The sequence below is a fragment of the Pseudomonas sp. GW822-FHT02G04 genome (assembly GCF_058802085.1).
In genome coordinates this window covers 464,486-481,033 of the sequence record NZ_JBXANU010000001.1, presented here as the reverse complement: position 1 = coordinate 481,033, position 16,548 = coordinate 464,486, and the positions used below count along the sequence as shown (strand labels likewise).

The 16,548-nt window shown below is 57.8% G+C and carries 11 protein-coding genes and 2 pseudogenes; 6 read left to right on the top strand and 7 right to left on the bottom strand.

The genetic code is table 11. The annotated features are described in order from the left end of the window. Nucleotides 1–51: 51 nt before the first annotated feature. The gene (locus tag AC1RO5_RS02190; RefSeq protein ID WP_493172338.1) at nucleotides 52–6,138 is read left to right on the top strand and encodes a beta strand repeat-containing protein; all 6,087 of its coding nucleotides are present in this window, start codon (nucleotides 52–54) and stop codon (nucleotides 6,136–6,138) included. 423 nt (nucleotides 6,139–6,561) lie between these two features. Here AC1RO5_RS02190 and AC1RO5_RS02185 read toward each other — a convergent pair. The 4 genes and pseudogenes from AC1RO5_RS02185 to AC1RO5_RS02170 form a co-directional block, all read right to left on the bottom strand. Next, nucleotides 6,562–6,783, bottom strand: a pseudogene (locus AC1RO5_RS02185) (transposase domain-containing protein); the annotation flags it as partial. A 239-nt stretch (nucleotides 6,784–7,022) separates the two neighbouring features. Next, a pseudogene (locus tag AC1RO5_RS02180) lies at nucleotides 7,023–7,110 on the bottom strand (hypothetical protein); the annotation flags it as partial. A 99-nt stretch (nucleotides 7,111–7,209) separates the two neighbouring features. Continuing rightward, entirely contained in the window at nucleotides 7,210–8,178 is a 969-nt protein-coding gene (locus AC1RO5_RS02175) for an ABC transporter substrate-binding protein (RefSeq protein ID WP_493172336.1), read from the bottom strand. An 87-nt stretch (nucleotides 8,179–8,265) separates the two neighbouring features. Continuing rightward, complete coding sequence (locus AC1RO5_RS02170; RefSeq protein WP_493172334.1) at nucleotides 8,266–9,078, bottom strand: phytanoyl-CoA dioxygenase family protein; 813 nt, start codon at nucleotides 9,076–9,078, stop codon at nucleotides 8,266–8,268. Nucleotides 9,079–9,187: 109 nt separating this feature from the next. On the opposite strand from AC1RO5_RS02170, the gene AC1RO5_RS02165 reads away from it, so the two are divergent. After that, a complete protein-coding gene (locus AC1RO5_RS02165) occupies nucleotides 9,188–10,102 on the top strand; it encodes a LysR family transcriptional regulator (RefSeq protein ID WP_493172332.1) in 915 nt (304 codons plus the stop codon). A 75-nt stretch (nucleotides 10,103–10,177) separates the two neighbouring features. On the opposite strand, the gene AC1RO5_RS02160 is transcribed toward AC1RO5_RS02165, so the two are convergent. Genes AC1RO5_RS02160 through AC1RO5_RS02150 form a run of 3 tightly spaced genes read right to left on the bottom strand, consistent with a single transcriptional unit; the run spans nucleotide 10,178 to nucleotide 12,725 of the window. Continuing rightward, complete coding sequence (locus tag AC1RO5_RS02160) at nucleotides 10,178–10,939, bottom strand: PAS domain-containing protein (protein WP_493172330.1); 762 nt, start codon at nucleotides 10,937–10,939, stop codon at nucleotides 10,178–10,180. Beyond that, nucleotides 10,940–11,611 (bottom strand): response regulator, encoded by a 672-nt coding sequence (locus AC1RO5_RS02155; protein WP_493172328.1) that lies wholly within the window; start codon nucleotides 11,609–11,611, stop codon nucleotides 10,940–10,942. Then, nucleotides 11,580–12,725, bottom strand: coding sequence for an ATP-binding protein (locus tag AC1RO5_RS02150; RefSeq protein ID WP_493172325.1), 1,146 nt, complete (start codon nucleotides 12,723–12,725; stop codon nucleotides 11,580–11,582). The genes AC1RO5_RS02155 and AC1RO5_RS02150 overlap by 32 nt, the downstream gene beginning before the upstream one ends. 189 nt (nucleotides 12,726–12,914) lie before the next feature. Here AC1RO5_RS02150 and AC1RO5_RS02145 point away from each other — a divergent pair, with 189 nt between their 5' ends. From AC1RO5_RS02145 to AC1RO5_RS02130, 4 genes are read left to right on the top strand one after another with little or no spacing between them, the layout of a single operon-like run. Continuing rightward, a complete protein-coding gene (locus AC1RO5_RS02145) occupies nucleotides 12,915–13,427 on the top strand; it encodes a dimethylamine monooxygenase subunit DmmA family protein (RefSeq protein WP_454247714.1) in 513 nt (170 codons plus the stop codon). Continuing rightward, nucleotides 13,424–14,353 (top strand): PDR/VanB family oxidoreductase, encoded by a 930-nt coding sequence (locus AC1RO5_RS02140; RefSeq protein ID WP_493172323.1) that lies wholly within the window; start codon nucleotides 13,424–13,426, stop codon nucleotides 14,351–14,353. Before AC1RO5_RS02145 ends, AC1RO5_RS02140 begins: the two co-directional genes overlap by 4 nt. Before the next feature lie 9 nt (nucleotides 14,354–14,362). After that, the gene (locus AC1RO5_RS02135) at nucleotides 14,363–15,379 is read left to right on the top strand and encodes a heme-dependent oxidative N-demethylase family protein (RefSeq protein ID WP_493172321.1); all 1,017 of its coding nucleotides are present in this window, start codon (nucleotides 14,363–14,365) and stop codon (nucleotides 15,377–15,379) included. A gap of 34 nt (nucleotides 15,380–15,413) precedes the next feature. Next, complete coding sequence (locus tag AC1RO5_RS02130) at nucleotides 15,414–16,544, top strand: aminomethyl transferase family protein (protein ID WP_493172319.1); 1,131 nt, start codon at nucleotides 15,414–15,416, stop codon at nucleotides 16,542–16,544. Nucleotides 16,545–16,548: the final 4 nt, after the last annotated feature.

The window sequence follows — 16,548 nt, the reverse complement described above, 5'->3', positions numbered from 1 at the left end:
GCATTCAAACTACCATCCTAACCAAATCGATATACATTTGAGGGGGGTCTTATGCTCGACAATCAACAGTTACGAGATTTCATTAAGAAATCAGTATCCAGTTCAGAGATTGGTAACACTAGCCCCTATGTGTCCGTACTATCCACTGGAAATAGCGGACTATCCTTCGGCGCCCTTCAAAATGATGTAGGTAATAACTCTATAGCTAGAACTGCCTTCCGAAACATCTTGGACGCGGAAGTTAGCTTGGGTGCTCTAACTTCGGCACAGGCGGACAGTCTATATTCAAAAGCCAGCCAAAATTTGCAGCTAAGTAGCACTGAGCGGGCCATGGTGGACAAAGCATTATCGGCACATACCAGCTTAGTCGACGCTGCGGATGAGCAGCAACTTACTATTATTGAACGCTATGTAAATCTTGCCCTAGACGCCGCCAGTAAGAACCCAAATGGTCCTGGCGGTTTGGATCGAAACCGCTTGGATTTGCAATTTGTTGCCGAATTGGCGATGTGGGGCAATCGAACTGGCGGACTGAGTAGCTCCGCTCAATTTCTTGAAACTGCCACAGAAGTCAGCCGGCAAAACTACGATTCAGAATATCTTTCAAAACAAGCTCAGTTTACAAACACCTCTGAAGTTTTTTCCCGCTGGCAGGAAAGAGTAGATGAAGCCACGCTGTCAGGGTTATTAAAAATCACAATAGACGCATCCAACAAGGGTCTGTTCACTCCGCTTGGCTTGGATGCCACCCTTGGTTATTTTGGCATAAAACTATCGACCCTATCAGACATCATTGATAAAAACGCTTTTAACGTTCTGCTTGATGACATGACCAATATCTCAATTGACAACATTGGTAACGTTGAGCTAGATGCAGACGGAAATATTAAACTAAATCTTTCATCAACCGAGTTTGGCAGTGCAACATCTGTTTTATACAGAAGTAACGGTACTCAAGTGAGTATTGCAGGGATCACCTTGATCGATGTTCCCAAAGAGGCCCAACTAACTATCGGCCAACAAAACGTCTCTGTATTAAATCGCTATGGCGACTTATCTGCGACATATCGCTTAAGTAGCGAAGGTGTCGTTGTCATCTGGAAAAATGCCAATGGCGGATTGACTGTAGAGCAGACCTACGGTTTTGATGGGGTGCCAGTCAAGACCACTTGGAAACAAAACGGCACCACGTTCACCGGCGCAGAATCGGACTTGGCTGCGTTTATTTCCAAGTCCTCCATCCAAGCAAACGACTCAGCTCTGGCTGGAGCACTTCAGGCCAAACAAGCTGCAACCACAGATACCCTCGGAACAGCTGCCGACGGGGTGGCAGCGGGGACAGACAATGCGGCATCCTTGAGGTATTTGCAAAGGCGCCTAGGATTGGAGGGCGTTTCTGATCGCTGGGCACCGATTGCGTTGAGCGGGGCTATCCCCGCTTCCTTGGCGTTGTCGAATAGCTTGGCGGCGGCGATCCAGCAAGCAATCAATAATGCCCAGCAACGCTGGAGTACCCCGCTCGCCTCCATTTTCAATGTCCAAGTGTTGGGTTTCGGCAACCAACCATTGCACCGTTTACCTTTAGTGCTGGATTTATCCGGCAATGGAATAAAACTGGTTGCCCCCTCCCAAAGTAACGCGGTATTCGACCTCCACGCAGATGGGATAAAACGCCCCGTCGGTTGGGTGGGCGCGGACAATGGCATCCTGGTTTTTGATACAAACCGCAACGGTGTTATCGATAGCGCTGCCGAATGGTTTGGTGAAGCTTTTGTCGTGTCAGGTAGTACGGGACCGGCCGGAAAAAATGGCTTCGAAGCATTGGCTAAGCTGACGAAGCCAGGGAGTACGGTGTTCTCCCGGGAGACAGCACTGGTCAATCCGCTTACTGGTACCAGTTATTTTGACGCACTGAATGTATGGGTGGACGCTGATCAAAACGGCGTTTCGACCGCCGGCGAGCTAAGAACTTTGGCGGCCCTGAACATCAAGTCCATTGATTTGACATCGGTTCATGATGGCCGACAGATCGCAGGCGGGCTGATCGACTCTACCGCCGGTTTCACACTCAACAACGGGGCGCGCCTGGACATCGTAGATATCGGTTTGAGCGCGCAGACCTCAAGCAGCCCCGCGACCTCACCCATCAATCCGGGAACTCTGATTTTTGCTGAGTACGCCTCCAAGGACTTCGCCGCTATGGCGGCGGGTCAGGCACGAGGGGTTGATGCTGCGTTAGCGACTCATGCGCCAAATTTTACTGGGTTAATGAGCGCGTTACGCACCTGGATGGCGAGCGCACGTTCACATACTTATCAAGGTTATGCGAACCCGCTCATCCAGACGAAGGATCCGGCGCTCATTACGACTTACGAAGGCAGCAACCCCGCCACTCAGCGTGGAAATACTGCCGGGAAGGATGTCCTGACGTTGATGCAACAGGGCACCGCCTACTACACGACGGTGCGCTCGACCTTGCAAGCAGTCGACGCTGGGGCCAGCGCGCTCGCTCGGGCGCAAAGTGCCGCTCAGGTAGCCAACGCGGTATCAACAGTTGACAGTCGCGCCACGGCTCAGGCCCAAGCTCAGACAGCCGCAACGGCATGGGGTGCAGCCGCAACATCCTATTTGAATACCGTGGGCGCTTGGGCGACCTATGCTGCGCAGTTAGAGGCACTGCGTGGCGGACTGAACAACCTGGTTCCGGTCAATCAGTCCTACACCGGACATTTGCCTGGTGGTTATACATTCTTTTCTCCTCAGGACTCCGGTTTTGCGGCGGACACCTTCACTGCTTATACCGCAGTGCTGCAGTTGTTCAGGGATCTAAAAATCGGTGTAGATGCGTCCTTGGGGGCTTTTGCCCAATCGGCCGGTTACGCCAAAGCCTACACCGGTATTACCGGTGGAACGGTTTCATTAGACAATGGCTACAACCTGGTCCTTGCAGGCCAGGGAGCACAACGATTTGTGCTCAACAGCAAGGTCGACAATGTGCTGCTCAGTCAGGCCAGCGGCCAGGTCACCCTGCAGGGGTTCCAAGCCGGTAGTGCCGGCGACCAAATTCAGCTTCTGGGACTGGGAAATGCGGCTGCAATTACCAGTATTCAGGGCGGCCTTCGGGTTAGCGCAGCCGACGGGCAACGCTATGTTGATTTGTTGGGTGTCACGGCCCAAAGCCTCAACCTATTTGCCAACTTCAGCGGCGTTCGCGCCCTCTCCTTTGCCAGTTTCAATCAGGCCGGCGTGCGTAGTTTGCAAGGTAATTCACTCAACGACGGCCAAGTGCATGTAAATGAGATCACGGCTTCAAACCTCGGCGATACATTGATCGGCGGTGACTGGGCGTCGGTGCTCAGAGGGGGCACCGCAAACGATACGTTGGTGATTAAAGGTCAAGGCTACTGGCTTGATGGCGGCGGCGGTGTTGATCAAGTTAGTTACGCCGACGCTACAGGTAGCGTCACCGCGGACCTTTCCACTGGTAAGGACAGCTTCGGCAGCACGTTATACAACATTGAAAATATCGCTGGATCTGCCTGGCGCGACATACTGACAGGTTCCTCGACGAACAACGTACTGACAGGTGGCCGTGGCAATGATCGCCTTGAAGGCGCTGGTGGTAATGACGTTTTTGTCTTCGACCGCGGCGATGGTCAGGATACGGTATTCAACGGCGTCTCGGGCAATGCTAGCCCCAGCTCGATCTTAAAATTGCGCGCGGGCATCAAGGCCAGCGATCTATGGTTATCGCGTGAAGGCAATAATCTGGTGCTGACGGTACTCGGCAGCCATGATCGGGTTACAGTCCAAGACTGGTTTGCCGCGGACTATCGCAAGTTGGCGGCCATCGAACTGAATAGTGGTCTCAGGCTGGGCAGCAATGGGGTGGAACTTGCCATTGCGACGCAACAAGCCTGGGAACAGGCCAATCCCACCTTCGATCCGCTAAATCCGAGTACTGCGGGCCGGGCCCCCTCGTTGGCTGGGTACTTCACCACTCAGGTAGAAATCCCCCTGGTGCCTTCGGTGTCCAGCGTAGCCTTGGAAACAAAGCGAATTTTTGAATCGGGAAGCGTCACTCAAGGCAAGGGGCTGGCCGGCACAGCTGTTAACACAGCGACGACGGCGGTGACTGCTCTGAGTACCAAGATCACCTCAATCCGCAGTTTAGCGGCCCAGGTTTCCTCGGTTTTCCTGAACCCGAATCAAAACACCTACCGCTATCAGACCAGCCAGGATGCTCAGACATACATCGTTTCCACGCCAAGAGATTGGAACTCTACAAACCCGCTATTGGGACGGCCAAGCTATGTCACAAGCTTTCAGAGAATAACGGCCCTGAACGCCGATGCTTTCTATATTCAAAAAACGATAGATATTTCGTCACCGTCATCGACTTCCACTCCTGCTGAAAAGCTTGAGCGAGGTGTTGGCGCGGTGGGTGCTTCCATCACAGACCTGACCGCTATTACCAGCTCACTTTCTACGGCAGTTACCGCGGGGCAGGCCGTCGCCTCAAGCGCAGCAGCTCGGCAATCGGCACTGGAACAAGCGGTAAAGGCCAACGACACGAAAAACCTGTCAACAGCCCAGTTGGCCGGGACTGCAGCGAGCGCCTTTGAACAAGGTTTGGGGCGTACGGTGGTTCTTTATCAGGATGCACTTTCCCGATTATCCGAAGCATCGTTGCTCATCACTCGGAACCGTGATCGTTTGGGCAGTATCTTGCCGGCTAACAGTACGACGACCACAAAACGATTCATTCCGACCAATGTTTTTAACCCCAACGTTGGGACCTGGGTGGATGTCATCACCACCACCCGCTATGACTGGGCTTCGGCCACTGATAAGAACAAGGCAGCCGCCATCCTGTTTGCGCAGGCAGCAGCGCAGGACGCCTATGCGGCAGCCAATACCAGTATGCAAACCTACAAAACAGCGCTGGGATCGGTACTGGGGTATGCCAATGTCCAGTTTTTGTCCGGCACCAATGCCGTCGCTACGGCTTCTGCGACAGGAAGTCTGTTGATTTCTGGAGCTGGTAGTAACCAAGGTCTAACGGGCGGCACGGGTCGTGACATTTTTTTGTTCACCGATATAGCTGGAGCGAAAGGTCACCTCGTTAAAAACTTCCAAGCCGGGCTTGGAGGCGACAGGTTGCTGCTCAGCACTGGCTTAACAACCGTATATCTGGACCAAGATGCCTCCGCACAGGCACGTGTTTCCTACGCGACAGCGGGGCCACTGCTAACGTTGACCGGCCTGAACCTGAACAACCTATCGCTGTATGACAATCTGCTCGGGGTCAGCACTGCGGATTATTCAAAATTGGTGCGAGGGATCGATGTATCGCTGGACTCACTAACACCACGTGATTTCGACGGATTTACCCATGTGCAAAACCTGATGGGAAGTGCCTTCGCCGATCGTCTGAGCGGTGACAGCCAGGACAACGTACTCAATGGTGGCGCCGGTGCGGATGTGTTGTCTGGTAAAGGTGGAAAAAACACGCTGAACGGCGGTGAAGGCGTAGATACCGTCAGCTATGACGGCGCACCTTCAGGCGTTCTTGTTGACCTGTCGAAAGGCACCGCGAGTAATGGTTATGGTGGGGTTGATCGCCTGACGGGAATCGAGAATGTCCTGGGCTCGGCGTATGACGACATCTTGTCCGGTGATGCAGGCGCAAATCGTCTTCAAGGTGGCGCAGGTAACGATCTTCTGAGCGGTGGTGGTGGCTATGACCGTTATGTCACTGCCAGAGGCAAGGGGCATGACACTGTCGTCAATGGTATTGGCGGAGTACGGGGCGAGCTTCAGGTCGACAATGAAACTCGGCAATCATTGTGGTTCGCTCGATCTGGCAATGATCTGCGTGTCCAATTGCTTGGCAGCGATACCGATATCACCGTTCAGGGTTGGTACGACGCTTCCGTTAGCAAACTTGAAAAAATTTCGCTGGGGGGAAGTAGTTCTGGCTATGTGCTGGGTGCTCAAGTGGATCAATTGGTTCAAGCCATGGCTGGATTTAGCGCTAGCCATCCTGGATTCGATCCGAAAACCTCCGGTGTGATCTCGGATGCGTCTTTACTGGCAACCGTGAACAGTAGTTGGTTGACCGCCCCTGCTACATGAAAGATACAAATACCCAGGGTTGTTACAGATACCTGTAACAACCCTATTTAGCCGACCAAGCTGAAAAGCCGCATCGTCCTCACACGGTTAACTCACAAAGCGGTGACTCTCCAATGCGGTTTCAACCCAAACCGTAGCTTCCGCCTGTCCAACACTAGAGCAGTGAATCGCTGGCTGCCAACTCATCCAGCAACACGCCCAAGTAGTCCTGGTCCTGAAGGCTACGACGCAGCTTAGCTACGTTGACCGACACCACATTCGCTTAGCATCCATTCAGCGAATAGCCATCGCTCCCCGATGGTGGATGCCACCTCTCTTTCGGCTCTGCTTGAGCCGGCCTACATCACCATTCCCTTGGGGGTTCCTCCCTCGGGATGGGAACCTCCTTTTTCGGTAAGCGTCCGCCCAACACACCTTGTGTGATTAAACGGGCGCCCACCTGTGCGGTAGTAGTTCGGTAATCTCACTCGCACGCTGCGTCGGCAGGCGTGTAAGAACATCCTTCAAGTAAGCATACGGATCATGCCCGTTGAGCCGCGCCGACTGGATCAAACTCATGATCGCCGCAGCACGTTTACCGCTTCGTAACGAGCCAGCGAACAGCCAGTTCGAGCGCCCAAGAGCCCACGGCCGGATTTGATTGTCGGGTAGTCAGACGCGGTTACCCGCGTCCACCCCCCTAAGAACCGTGCATGCGAGTTTCCCAGCACACGGCTCAAGCCTCTGCTAAGGCGCCTCTAGGCACCCGGTGGCACATCATCGGCATAGGCAAATTGCACATCCCTCGGGCAGCGCAGGTGGTAGATCTCAAGATTAGCGGCTGCGTCCGTACCGCCATGACCTAGCTTCACAATATGGCGACTGTGCCACGGTGTGTCTTTGGTCCCCGGCTTGCGGTGCAGCCACATCGACTTCAACAATTTGCAGCGGCTGGTTCGCCGCGAAGGCGACGGCAGCTCGTGATTTGATCATGTTCATAATTCCTGGGCGTAAAGGGGCGCTTCGTCAACGGGGCGAAGAAAAAAGCGAGGGATAGGTGTCAGAGAAAGGGCATCCATGCCCTATGTTGCGCTAGAGCGTCGCGTCGATTTTTTTCGCAGCCGCTTCACTGACCCAGGTGTGCCAGATTTCCGGGTGTTCCTTGAAGAAAATTTTTGCCAGTTTGGGAGAATCAATGTGCTCCTTGCTCATGCGAGCCAAGTTCTGGTTTAACAGGTCAATCGGCAGATTGACCTTCTCCAGCACTGTCACCAGCTCGGGAGCTTGAGCATGGAAGACGCTAGACAGACCCACTTTGATGCTGATCTTTTTGTCGACGCCCGGTTTCTCTTCCAGCTTGATCAGGTCGACCTGCCCCATCAACGGCGTCGGTGACCAGTAGTAGAACAGAATGGGCTCGCCACGTTTGTAGCTCGACAAGACCGCGGCATCCAGAGCCGGGCCGGTACCTGGGCGGAAGTTGGTGTAGCTCCCCTGGAGGCCGTAACTTTTCAGCATTTCGCTGTTTTCCAGTTCGCAGGTCCAGCCGGCCGGGCAGTTGTAAAAACGGCCCTTGCTCGGCTCTTCCTGATCCTTGAAGAGTCCGGCGTACTGGGTCAGATCGGCAATTTTTTTCAGGTCTGGTGCCTTGGGTTTAAGGTTGCGTTTGGTGTCGCCCTCGACCACATAACGCGGTACGTACCAGCCTTCGGTTGCGCCAATGATCGGTGCGCCGACACCCACTACCTTCCCGGTGTCCGCAGCCTTGTTCCAGACTTCACTTCGACCGACCCATTCTTCCGCCAACACTTGAATGTCATTGCTGCTCAGGGCGTTCTCCATGGTGATGGAGTTGCCCGGTAACGTGTCGATCTCACAGCCGTATCCGTCCTTGAGCACTATCTGCAACACATCGGTGAGCAACATGCCGCTCTCCCAATTGAGCCCGGCGAACTTCACCGGTTTACCCGACTCGCACCAACTGGCGGCCTGACTCGAAGCACTGCCCGCCAACAGGCCGAGGGAAAGCAGTGGGGCTATCAGGCTATTTTTGATTTTCACAATCGCACGCTCCAACACAGTGAACAGGGTTATGGCAGTGCAAGTGTTCGCCACGTCAGTGGCGAACATCTGTCATCAACTTAAAACTCAAGCTCCTTGATGTATCGTCGGGAACCAATCTTCGCGCAGTCTCTGACCGGTCTGCATCGCATGCCCTGGATACGGTGGAGAGGTCCGTCCTGGACGCTCGAAATAACGTATGTCGTCGCCGAGCCAGCGAAGCGACAACACACGTCGACGCTGCGCCGACGCATTGCCCCTGGCACCATGTACCGTCCGAAAATCGAACAGCACTGCATCGCCCGGCTGCATTTCCCACTCAAGCACTTGCATGCCCTCTTCCGTATCCGGATCAGGAGCATCGCGGTACCCGTCAGCGTCCCTGTAAAAATCGCTTTGATCGGCCCAGTGGACAGGTTTTATCCCTTTCTCCCACCGATGTGAGCCTGCAAGCAGCCGCAGCGTCGACTCGCGTACCGGGTCCACGGGGATCCAGAAACTGACGTTCTGATTGCCTTCGACAAAGTAGTAGGGAATGTCTTGATGCCAAGGTGTGGCTTTCTGCGCCCCCGGCTCTTTCACCAGCACATGATCATGGAAGAACTGTGCCGATTTCGAACGCATGACGGCGGCCGCGACGGACGCTGCAGGTGACTGCTCCACCATTGCGCGAAACTCTGGAATCCGCTGCCAGTTGCAATAGTCATCGAAAAAGCCACCCGGCTTGTCATCCTTCTCGACGTATCGGCTGGCGTATGTACCCGGCTCGGCCAAATTGCGCTCAATACCGGCGGCGATGGTTTCGATCCAGTCACTGAAAATGCCGCGCAGGCAAACCGCCCCATCGCGCTGAAAGGCCTCGATGTCTTTTTCATTGATGGTGTATGAACTGCGTGTCATGACCTGAAACTCCCTCAAGCAAGAAATAAAGGTGGGCGCAGGACAAATATTTCATGACACTCAACGAAGATAAAATAATATGTATTGATTTATCACCTACGAAAATCTTATGAAGTTCAGTCTGCGACAACTCCGTTACGCACTCGCTGCCGCCAAACACAGCAACCTCACGCTGGCGGCCGAGGAACTGCACGTTTCCCAACCCTCGATCTCCACGGCCATCACCGAATTGGAACAGCTTTTCGGCCAGCCGCTGTTTGTTCGCCAACGCGGGCTCGGCGTGTCCCTGACGCCTTTTGGCCGTACGGTGATGGCCCAGGCGAAACGCGTCTTGGCCGAGGCTCGGACCTTTTCGGATATCGGGACTGACAGCAGCGACTTTTCCGGGGAACTGGTGCTGGGCTGCTACGAGGATCTGGCGCCATATTGCCTGCCGCAGATTCTCAGACGTCTGCAGCAGGACCATCCTCAGGTCACTGTCGATATGCGCGAAGGTGGGTTCGAATATCTGGGCAAGCGTCTCGCCGAAGGCACTTTGGAGTTGGCGCTTACGTACGATTTGGGTTTGCCGGAAAACACGGGATGCACGGAGCTGTGCCAGCTGACGGCCCACGCCCTGCTGGCGGCTGATCACCCGTTGGCAAACGAGACCCATGTCAGTCTGCAAGCACTCAGCGAATGCAATCTGGTGGTGACTGACCAAATCCACAGCTGGCAGCACGTGCTGGACCTGTTCAATTTCTATGGGTTCTCGCCCGCCAGCGTCCAGCGCACACACAGCTTCGAGTTTCAGCGCAGCCTGGTTGCCAATGGATTCGGCGTGGCGCTGACCTATACCAGACCCTTCGGCGATCATAGCTACGATGGTCAACCCCTGGTCTGTCGTCCCATACGCGAAGAGCTGCCCGCTCAACGCATCGTATTGGCCTATGACCAGCGCTACCCGTTAACGCCACCTGCCGAGGCGTTCAAAATGCAAGCCGTGGCCTGGTTCAAGGAACGACTGCCGTTTGTGTCAAATTGAATATTGCGCCGGGACCATCCGCATCAAGCGCTGCTCGCCCATGCCCGGCGCTGTGCTTCCCCTAAAATCCTGCATTCAGCGCGCCGGACTCTGGCCAGCGTTGCGCTCGAAAATCGCCCCCTCGATACCCAACACCTCACGCGTGTCGGCATAGATCCCGACGCCCTTTTCCCAGACCTGCTTGATCGACTGATCGGCGCAGCGAATCCGGTAGTTGAGCTCGAACGGCTCCTGGCGCGACAGCGCATATTGCACCTCACGCCAGACGTAATCGGCATCCTGTGCCAGGATCAGACTGTTGTAAGTGAACTCATGGTTGTCCACCAGCCGCTCCGGTGGATACCCAGTCAGTTGCAAGCAACCGGCACTGACGAACTCCATGGTCCAGTCACGGTTGTTGCGGCCGCGATAGATCAGCCCCGGCATGCTGTCGAGCAAGCTCATGCTGCTGCGCTGACTGGCTTGCAAAGCAATCTCGCGGCGTTTGTGCGCAGTGATATCCCCGGCCACCAGATAGAAACCCTGCGGCCCGCGCTTCAGGCTGACGTCGAACCAGCGCAGTTCCCCCGAAGGGTGAACAAAACGCAGCCGCTGGTTGAAGGAGGTTTCGGGGTGCCGACGCAGTTCATGCAGGGCCTGACGCCACAACGAACGGTCTTCGTGGTGCACATAGTCGATGAGGTTGCGTTCCGTACCCGGCAGATCCATCAGTTCGACCCAGGCCAGGTTGAAGTGGGCGATCTGACCGCTATCGCGCAGTTCAAGCAACGCCGCCGGAAAGCGATCCATCAGGTGCAAGGGCGGTGTCTGCACGAATGCCTCTGGTCGTTCCATCATCTAATGACGTTCCTCGTGTCTCACCGACGCGCCGTTGTGCACCCACGCCGCCAGCTCCAGGCGCGAGTGCAGGCTGAGCTTCTGCAACAGATTCCTCACATAGATTTTGACCGTGCCATCGCTGATCCCCAGTTCACGGCCGATCTGTTTATTGCTCATGCCCGCAGCGATCAGGGCCAGGGTCTGCCCCTCGCGCTCGGTCAGGTTGCCGGTTTCGAGCGGATCCGAATCGTGCGCGGGCCGGGTCACTGACTCGCCCTGATCGGCCAGCAGCGCAATCAGGGTTGAATCCAGAACAATCGCGCCCTTGTGGCAATTGCGCATGTAGGCCAACAACGCATCGGGCTCGGTTTCCTTGAGCACATAACCACTGGCCCCCAGGCGCAGGGCCGTCAACAGCTCGGCGCGATCCATCGATGCGGTGAGCACCACCACCTGACAGTCGAGGCGCAACTGACGCAGTTCATCGAGCACCTGCAAACCGCTCAAGCCGGGCATGTGCAGATCCAGCAAGACCTGCCGCGGCGCCAGGCTCACCGCCAGGTTGATGCCTTCGCGGCCGCTGGCGGCCTGCCCCACCACTTCGAAGTCGTCGCTGGCGCTGAACAGCTGTGCCAGGCCTTTGCGAAACAACGGGTGATCATCGATCAGTAATAAGGTCGTGCAGTCCATCGAAACTCCCCTGTGGCAGCTCTTGGTGGCGGCGAAGGCCAAGGTGTACGCGGACCCCGTGCGGGCGGATCGCCTCAATGGTCAGTCGGGCGCCAATGCTCGCGGCGCGCTCGCGGATAATCGCCAGGCCAAAATGGTTTTCTTCTCCTGACGCCGGACTGAGTCCAATGCCGTCATCCTCCACCGAGACGGAGGCTTCACCGTCCTGGTTTTGCCGCAACTCGATGCGCACATGCCGTGCATGGGAATGGCGTACCGCGTTGGCGAGTGCCTCGCGAATGATCTGTAGAATCTGCAGTTCGGTTTCCGGGCTCAAAGCATCATCAGCCAGGCGATTGTCCAGTTCAAAAACGATGATGCAGCGCCGCGAGAACTCAGCGACAGAGTCGGCCAGAGCCTGACGCAGCGAGCGCCCGTCCATGGTCAGACGAGCGCTGGTGATCAGCTCCCGCACCTGACGCTGCAACTGACTCAAGCCGCCGCACAGTTCCTGCAACGCGGCGTTGGCGTGCGCAGGCTCGCCCAACTGCGACTGCAGCAAACGCGCCTGGAACGACAGATAACCCAACTGCTGAGCCACCGAATCGTGCAACTCACGAGCCAGGGCGCCGTGCCGGGAGGTCGCCTGTTTGCGCTGTTGCTCACGGGTGTAGCAGCGCAAGCGCACGGTGACGCCGACCGCCTGCGCCGCCTCTTCCAACAACTGGCGCCAGCTTGCGTGGACCGGTTGAGGGGTATCCAGCAACAACACCCCTTTGTTCGAATCATCACTTTGCGGTAAGGCACACACCAGGCGATGAACGCCCCGTTGCCGACAAGGGCCACAGACCTGAGCCGCATCATCCAGTGTCGAATCACGCCAAGGGCAGCGTTTCACGTCCTGGCAGCCCTCGATCAATCCGCGCCGCGCCGGCCCCAGGTCTTCGCCGCCCAGGATCAGATTCAGTTTGCAGCTCGGCAACACTGCTTCGAAACGGTCCAGAAAACCCGACAAGGCACCGTCAGCGTGCACCTGACACAAGGGCAATCCGGTGAGTAGTTTGCGCACGCTGCGTGCCTGTTCGGGGCGGATACGCCCCAACCAGAGCGGCCACCACTGCGGTCGTGTTCGCACTATCGATAACTCCCCGTCCGGTTGCTCAGCCTTGAGCAAAGACCAGCAACTTCCATGCCCCGGACGGGCGTTGTTCAGGGCTTATCTCCAAAGGCATAGCCCTTTTTCCGGATTGAGAAGATTTTCCCCATAGGAAAGTATCTTCCCCAACAGGAAACAAATTCCCAGTTCAACGCCAGGAAAGCCCACATGACGGATAGACACAGCGCCGCCCCGGACCGACTTCACAGCCTCCCGTGCTATCGCCAACCGCTGCCTCGTGAAAGCGTCACCCGGCACATCGTGGTCATGCAATCGGCGGCCGTCTGCACGCCCTTTGTCGGGGAACTGGAACAGCCCTTGGTGCTGAATGGCGAGAGCGCCGACTTTTCCCGCCGCCTGCATCAGGTGCTGGTTAGCGCCACCGTCGGCAGCCATCTCTACATCATGGGCGACGAGGCCTTTATCTGGCGTATCCACGGCGAGGCCCGCAGCGCCGGACTGGAAGATGACGAGATCGACATCACCCGTACGATTGCCGGCCAGCGCCAGGTGTATTGCGTGCACTGCGGCCTGACTCAGGCCGCCGGGCCGGAGCCGCTGCTGAGCTGCATCGGTTGCGCAGTCGGACTGGAAGTCCGGGAGCACTTTTCCCGCCGCCTCGGGGCATACCTCGGTGTCTGCACCAACCCCGACCAGCCTTACGCCGGAGTTCGGTCATGAGCGCCGTCATCGAAGTGCGGGTCAGTGCGGCAAGGATGCTTACCCCAGTGGTGCGCGAATTCACCCTGCAGACGTGCGCCGGGCCCCTGCCGGCTTTCTCCCCCGGCAGTCATGTGCAGGTTCACCTGCCGCTGGCCGAGGGCAAGGTGCGCAATGCCTATTCACTGACCGGCGACCCGGCGGACAACCAGCATTACCGCATCGCCGTACGCCTGCAGGAGGCCTCCCGCGGCGGCTCTCACTACTTGCATCGGCAGGTCCGGATCGGCGACAGGCTGCAGATTTCGCCACCGGCCAATCTGTTCGCCCTGCACTCGACCGCCAGCCTGCACATCCTGATCGCCGGAGGCATCGGCATCACGCCGTTCATGGCCTACATCGCGGCCCTGGAACAACGCCAGGCTCACTTCGAATTGCACTACCTCTGTCGTCCGGGCCTGAGCGATGCCTATGTCGAGGCGTTGCAACAGCGGCTGGGATCGCGCCTGCACATCTACGCCAGCCGCCCGGACCTGAGCTACATCCTGCGTGATCGACCGCTGGGCAGCCACGTTTACACCTGCGGCCCGCAACCGTTGCTCGACGCGGTTCGGCAACAGGCCAAGGCACTCGGCTGGCCGTCCAGCCGTGTGCACTGGGAAGCGTTCAATGCCGCACAACCGGGCCGGCCCTTCGAGCTGGAACTGCTGCGCAGCGGCCGGCGCCTGCGGGTCGGCCCCGATCAGAGCCTGCTCGAAGCCCTGGAGTCCGCCGGGCTGCAGATCCCCAACCTGTGCCGTGGAGGGGCCTGCGGCCAATGCATGACCCGCCACGTGGGCGGCGATATCGAACACCGCGACAGTTTCCTGAGCCCCGCCGAGCAGGCCGACTTTCTCATGCCCTGTGTCTCCCGCGGCTGCGGCCCTACCGTTTCGCTGGATCTTTAGGAGTCGACCATGACCATTCAACCAAGCCCCGTGCAGAGCTATCGAGACGATTTCAGCTTTCGCAACAGCCCAGCTGCCATCAGTCGTTTCCCCTTCCCCTTCACCGAGGACAGCTACCTGTATTCGGTGAACATCGAACCGGCGACCTCGCGGGATCCCGGCTCGATCTACCAGCACGGGTTCGACATCGACGAACACTACCGCTCGGAAATGGCCGAACGCGCCTTGGTGCTGGACAAGGATCCACGCCGCTACCTGGTGCTGCCGCACATGCAAGTGGCGGCCTGGGATGCGCTGCAGATGCTCATGGAGCACCTGGCCGCCGACTATCCGCAGTGGTTCACCCTTGAGCGTGACGCTGAGCACTGGCATTGGCGCAACACCCTGCTGGATATCGATCAGCGCTTTGTGTTCGGTGATGCCGCGACCCTGCCTTGCGAACCGCTGGAGTTCATTGGCCGACAGGTGCAGGGGGATTTCGCCCTGCTCGATCAACGAGACGGCGATCTGTACATGGACGCCGGCCTGGTCACCAGCCCGGCCGACTGGTCCCTGGCCTTCGACGCCGGCATGAGTTTCAAGCAGTGGCATTCTCCGGTGCCCATGGCCCACCAGATGGGCATCTTCGACCGCGCGCTGAAGTACCTGCTCAACCTGCAGGTGGGGCAGCCGGTGCGACGCCTGAACTGGACGCTGACCATCAACCCGCGCCTGGACTCCTCCCCTGAGACTTTCCATGAATGGGGCGCCGACCGCGGCCGCATCACCGCCGAGAACGTCGGGCAACAGGTTCACCTGCGCGTCGAGCTGCAAGTGATGGCCCGTCTGCCGCGCAGCAACGCGGTGATGTTCAGCATCCGCACCTACCTGATCAGCATGCAAGAGCTGGTCACTCAGCCCGGCTGGGGCTGCCGCCTGCACCGTGTGCTGCGCGACCTGCCCGAGCCGATCGCCGACTACAAGGGCATGAGCCGCTACCGACAGACCCTGGTCGAGTGGCTTAGCCGCTTCGACCCGCAAGCCTGAACCCTGACCTACTTTCACCGACAAGGATCTTCACATGGCGCATTCATGGCGTATTTCTGCACTGGCCGAACGGCACCGCGCACTCGGCTCGAACCTCGAAGACTGGAACGGCATGGGCACTGCCTGGACCTACGACAGCGACCTCGCCGATCACCATCAGGCGATCCGCACACGGGCCGGGCTGATGGACGTGTCCGGGCTGAAAAAAGTCCACTACGTAGGCCCCCACGCCGAGAGCCTGCTGCAATGGGCAACCACCCGCGACATCGCCAAGCTCTACCCCGGCAAGTCGGTGTACGCCTCGATGCTCGACGAGGACGGCAAGTTCGTCGATGACTGCATCGTCTACCGCACCGGACCTAACGCGTTCATGGTGGTGCACGGTGCCGGCAACGGCCACGAAATGCTGGTGCGCTCATCCCAGGGCCGGCAAGTGGCGGTACTGTTCGATGACGACCTGCACGACCTGTCCCTACAAGGGCCGCTGGCGGTGGACTTTCTCGCCGAGCACGTGCCCGGGATCCGTCAACTGCCTTACTTCCATCACCTGCAAACCCGCCTGTTCGACCGCCCGGTGATGATCTCTCGCACCGGTTACACCGGCGAGCGCGGCTACGAGATTTTCTGCAAGGCCGCCGATGCCCCGGCGCTGTGGGACACGATCCTCGAACAAGGCGCGGGCCTGGGCATCATCCCGTGCGCCTTCACAGCCCTGGACTGGTTGCGGGTGGAAAGCTCGCTGATGTTTTTCCCCTACGACAACTCGCAGATGTACCCCTTCGCCGATCAGAAGGCTGGCGACACCCTGTGGGAAATGGGCCTGGATTTCACCGTCTCCCCTGACAAGCGCGAATTCCGCGGCGCCGAAGAGCACTTTCGCCTGCGTGGCCAGGAGCGCTTCAAAATCACCGGCGTGTTGCTCGAAGGTGTGCGCGCCGCCGAAGCCGGCGACACCCTGTGGCAAGGCAACCAGCAAGTCGGAGTGATCACCTGCGGCATGTATTCGCGCTTGAGCAAACGCTCCATGGCCATCGCCCGCATGAGCGTCACCTGCTCGGTTCCAGGCATTGCCCTGCAGGTGCGCGGCAGTCAGGAAAGCGCCGCCGTGACCCACGCCCTGCCCTTCGACGATCCGGAAAAAACCAAGCGCACGGCCAAGGGCTGAGCCT

Excerpts from the sequence above, each read along its gene's own strand:
- AC1RO5_RS02145 (WP_454247714.1), top strand. The coding sequence starts at position 12,915 with ATGACGGATAGACACAGCGCCGCCCCGGACCGACTTCACAGCCTCCCG.
- AC1RO5_RS02130 (WP_493172319.1), top strand. The coding sequence starts at position 15,414 with ATGGCGCATTCATGGCGTATTTCTGCACTGGCCGAACGGCACCGCGCA.
- AC1RO5_RS02155 (WP_493172328.1), bottom strand. The coding sequence starts at position 11,611 with ATGGACTGCACGACCTTATTACTGATCGATGATCACCCGTTGTTTCGC.
- AC1RO5_RS02190 (WP_493172338.1), top strand. The coding sequence starts at position 52 with ATGCTCGACAATCAACAGTTACGAGATTTCATTAAGAAATCAGTATCC.
- AC1RO5_RS02135 (WP_493172321.1), top strand. The coding sequence starts at position 14,363 with ATGACCATTCAACCAAGCCCCGTGCAGAGCTATCGAGACGATTTCAGC.
- AC1RO5_RS02160 (WP_493172330.1), bottom strand. The coding sequence starts at position 10,939 with ATGATGGAACGACCAGAGGCATTCGTGCAGACACCGCCCTTGCACCTG.
- AC1RO5_RS02140 (WP_493172323.1), top strand. The coding sequence starts at position 13,424 with ATGAGCGCCGTCATCGAAGTGCGGGTCAGTGCGGCAAGGATGCTTACC.
- AC1RO5_RS02165 (WP_493172332.1), top strand. The coding sequence starts at position 9,188 with ATGAAGTTCAGTCTGCGACAACTCCGTTACGCACTCGCTGCCGCCAAA.
- AC1RO5_RS02170 (WP_493172334.1), bottom strand. The coding sequence starts at position 9,078 with ATGACACGCAGTTCATACACCATCAATGAAAAAGACATCGAGGCCTTT.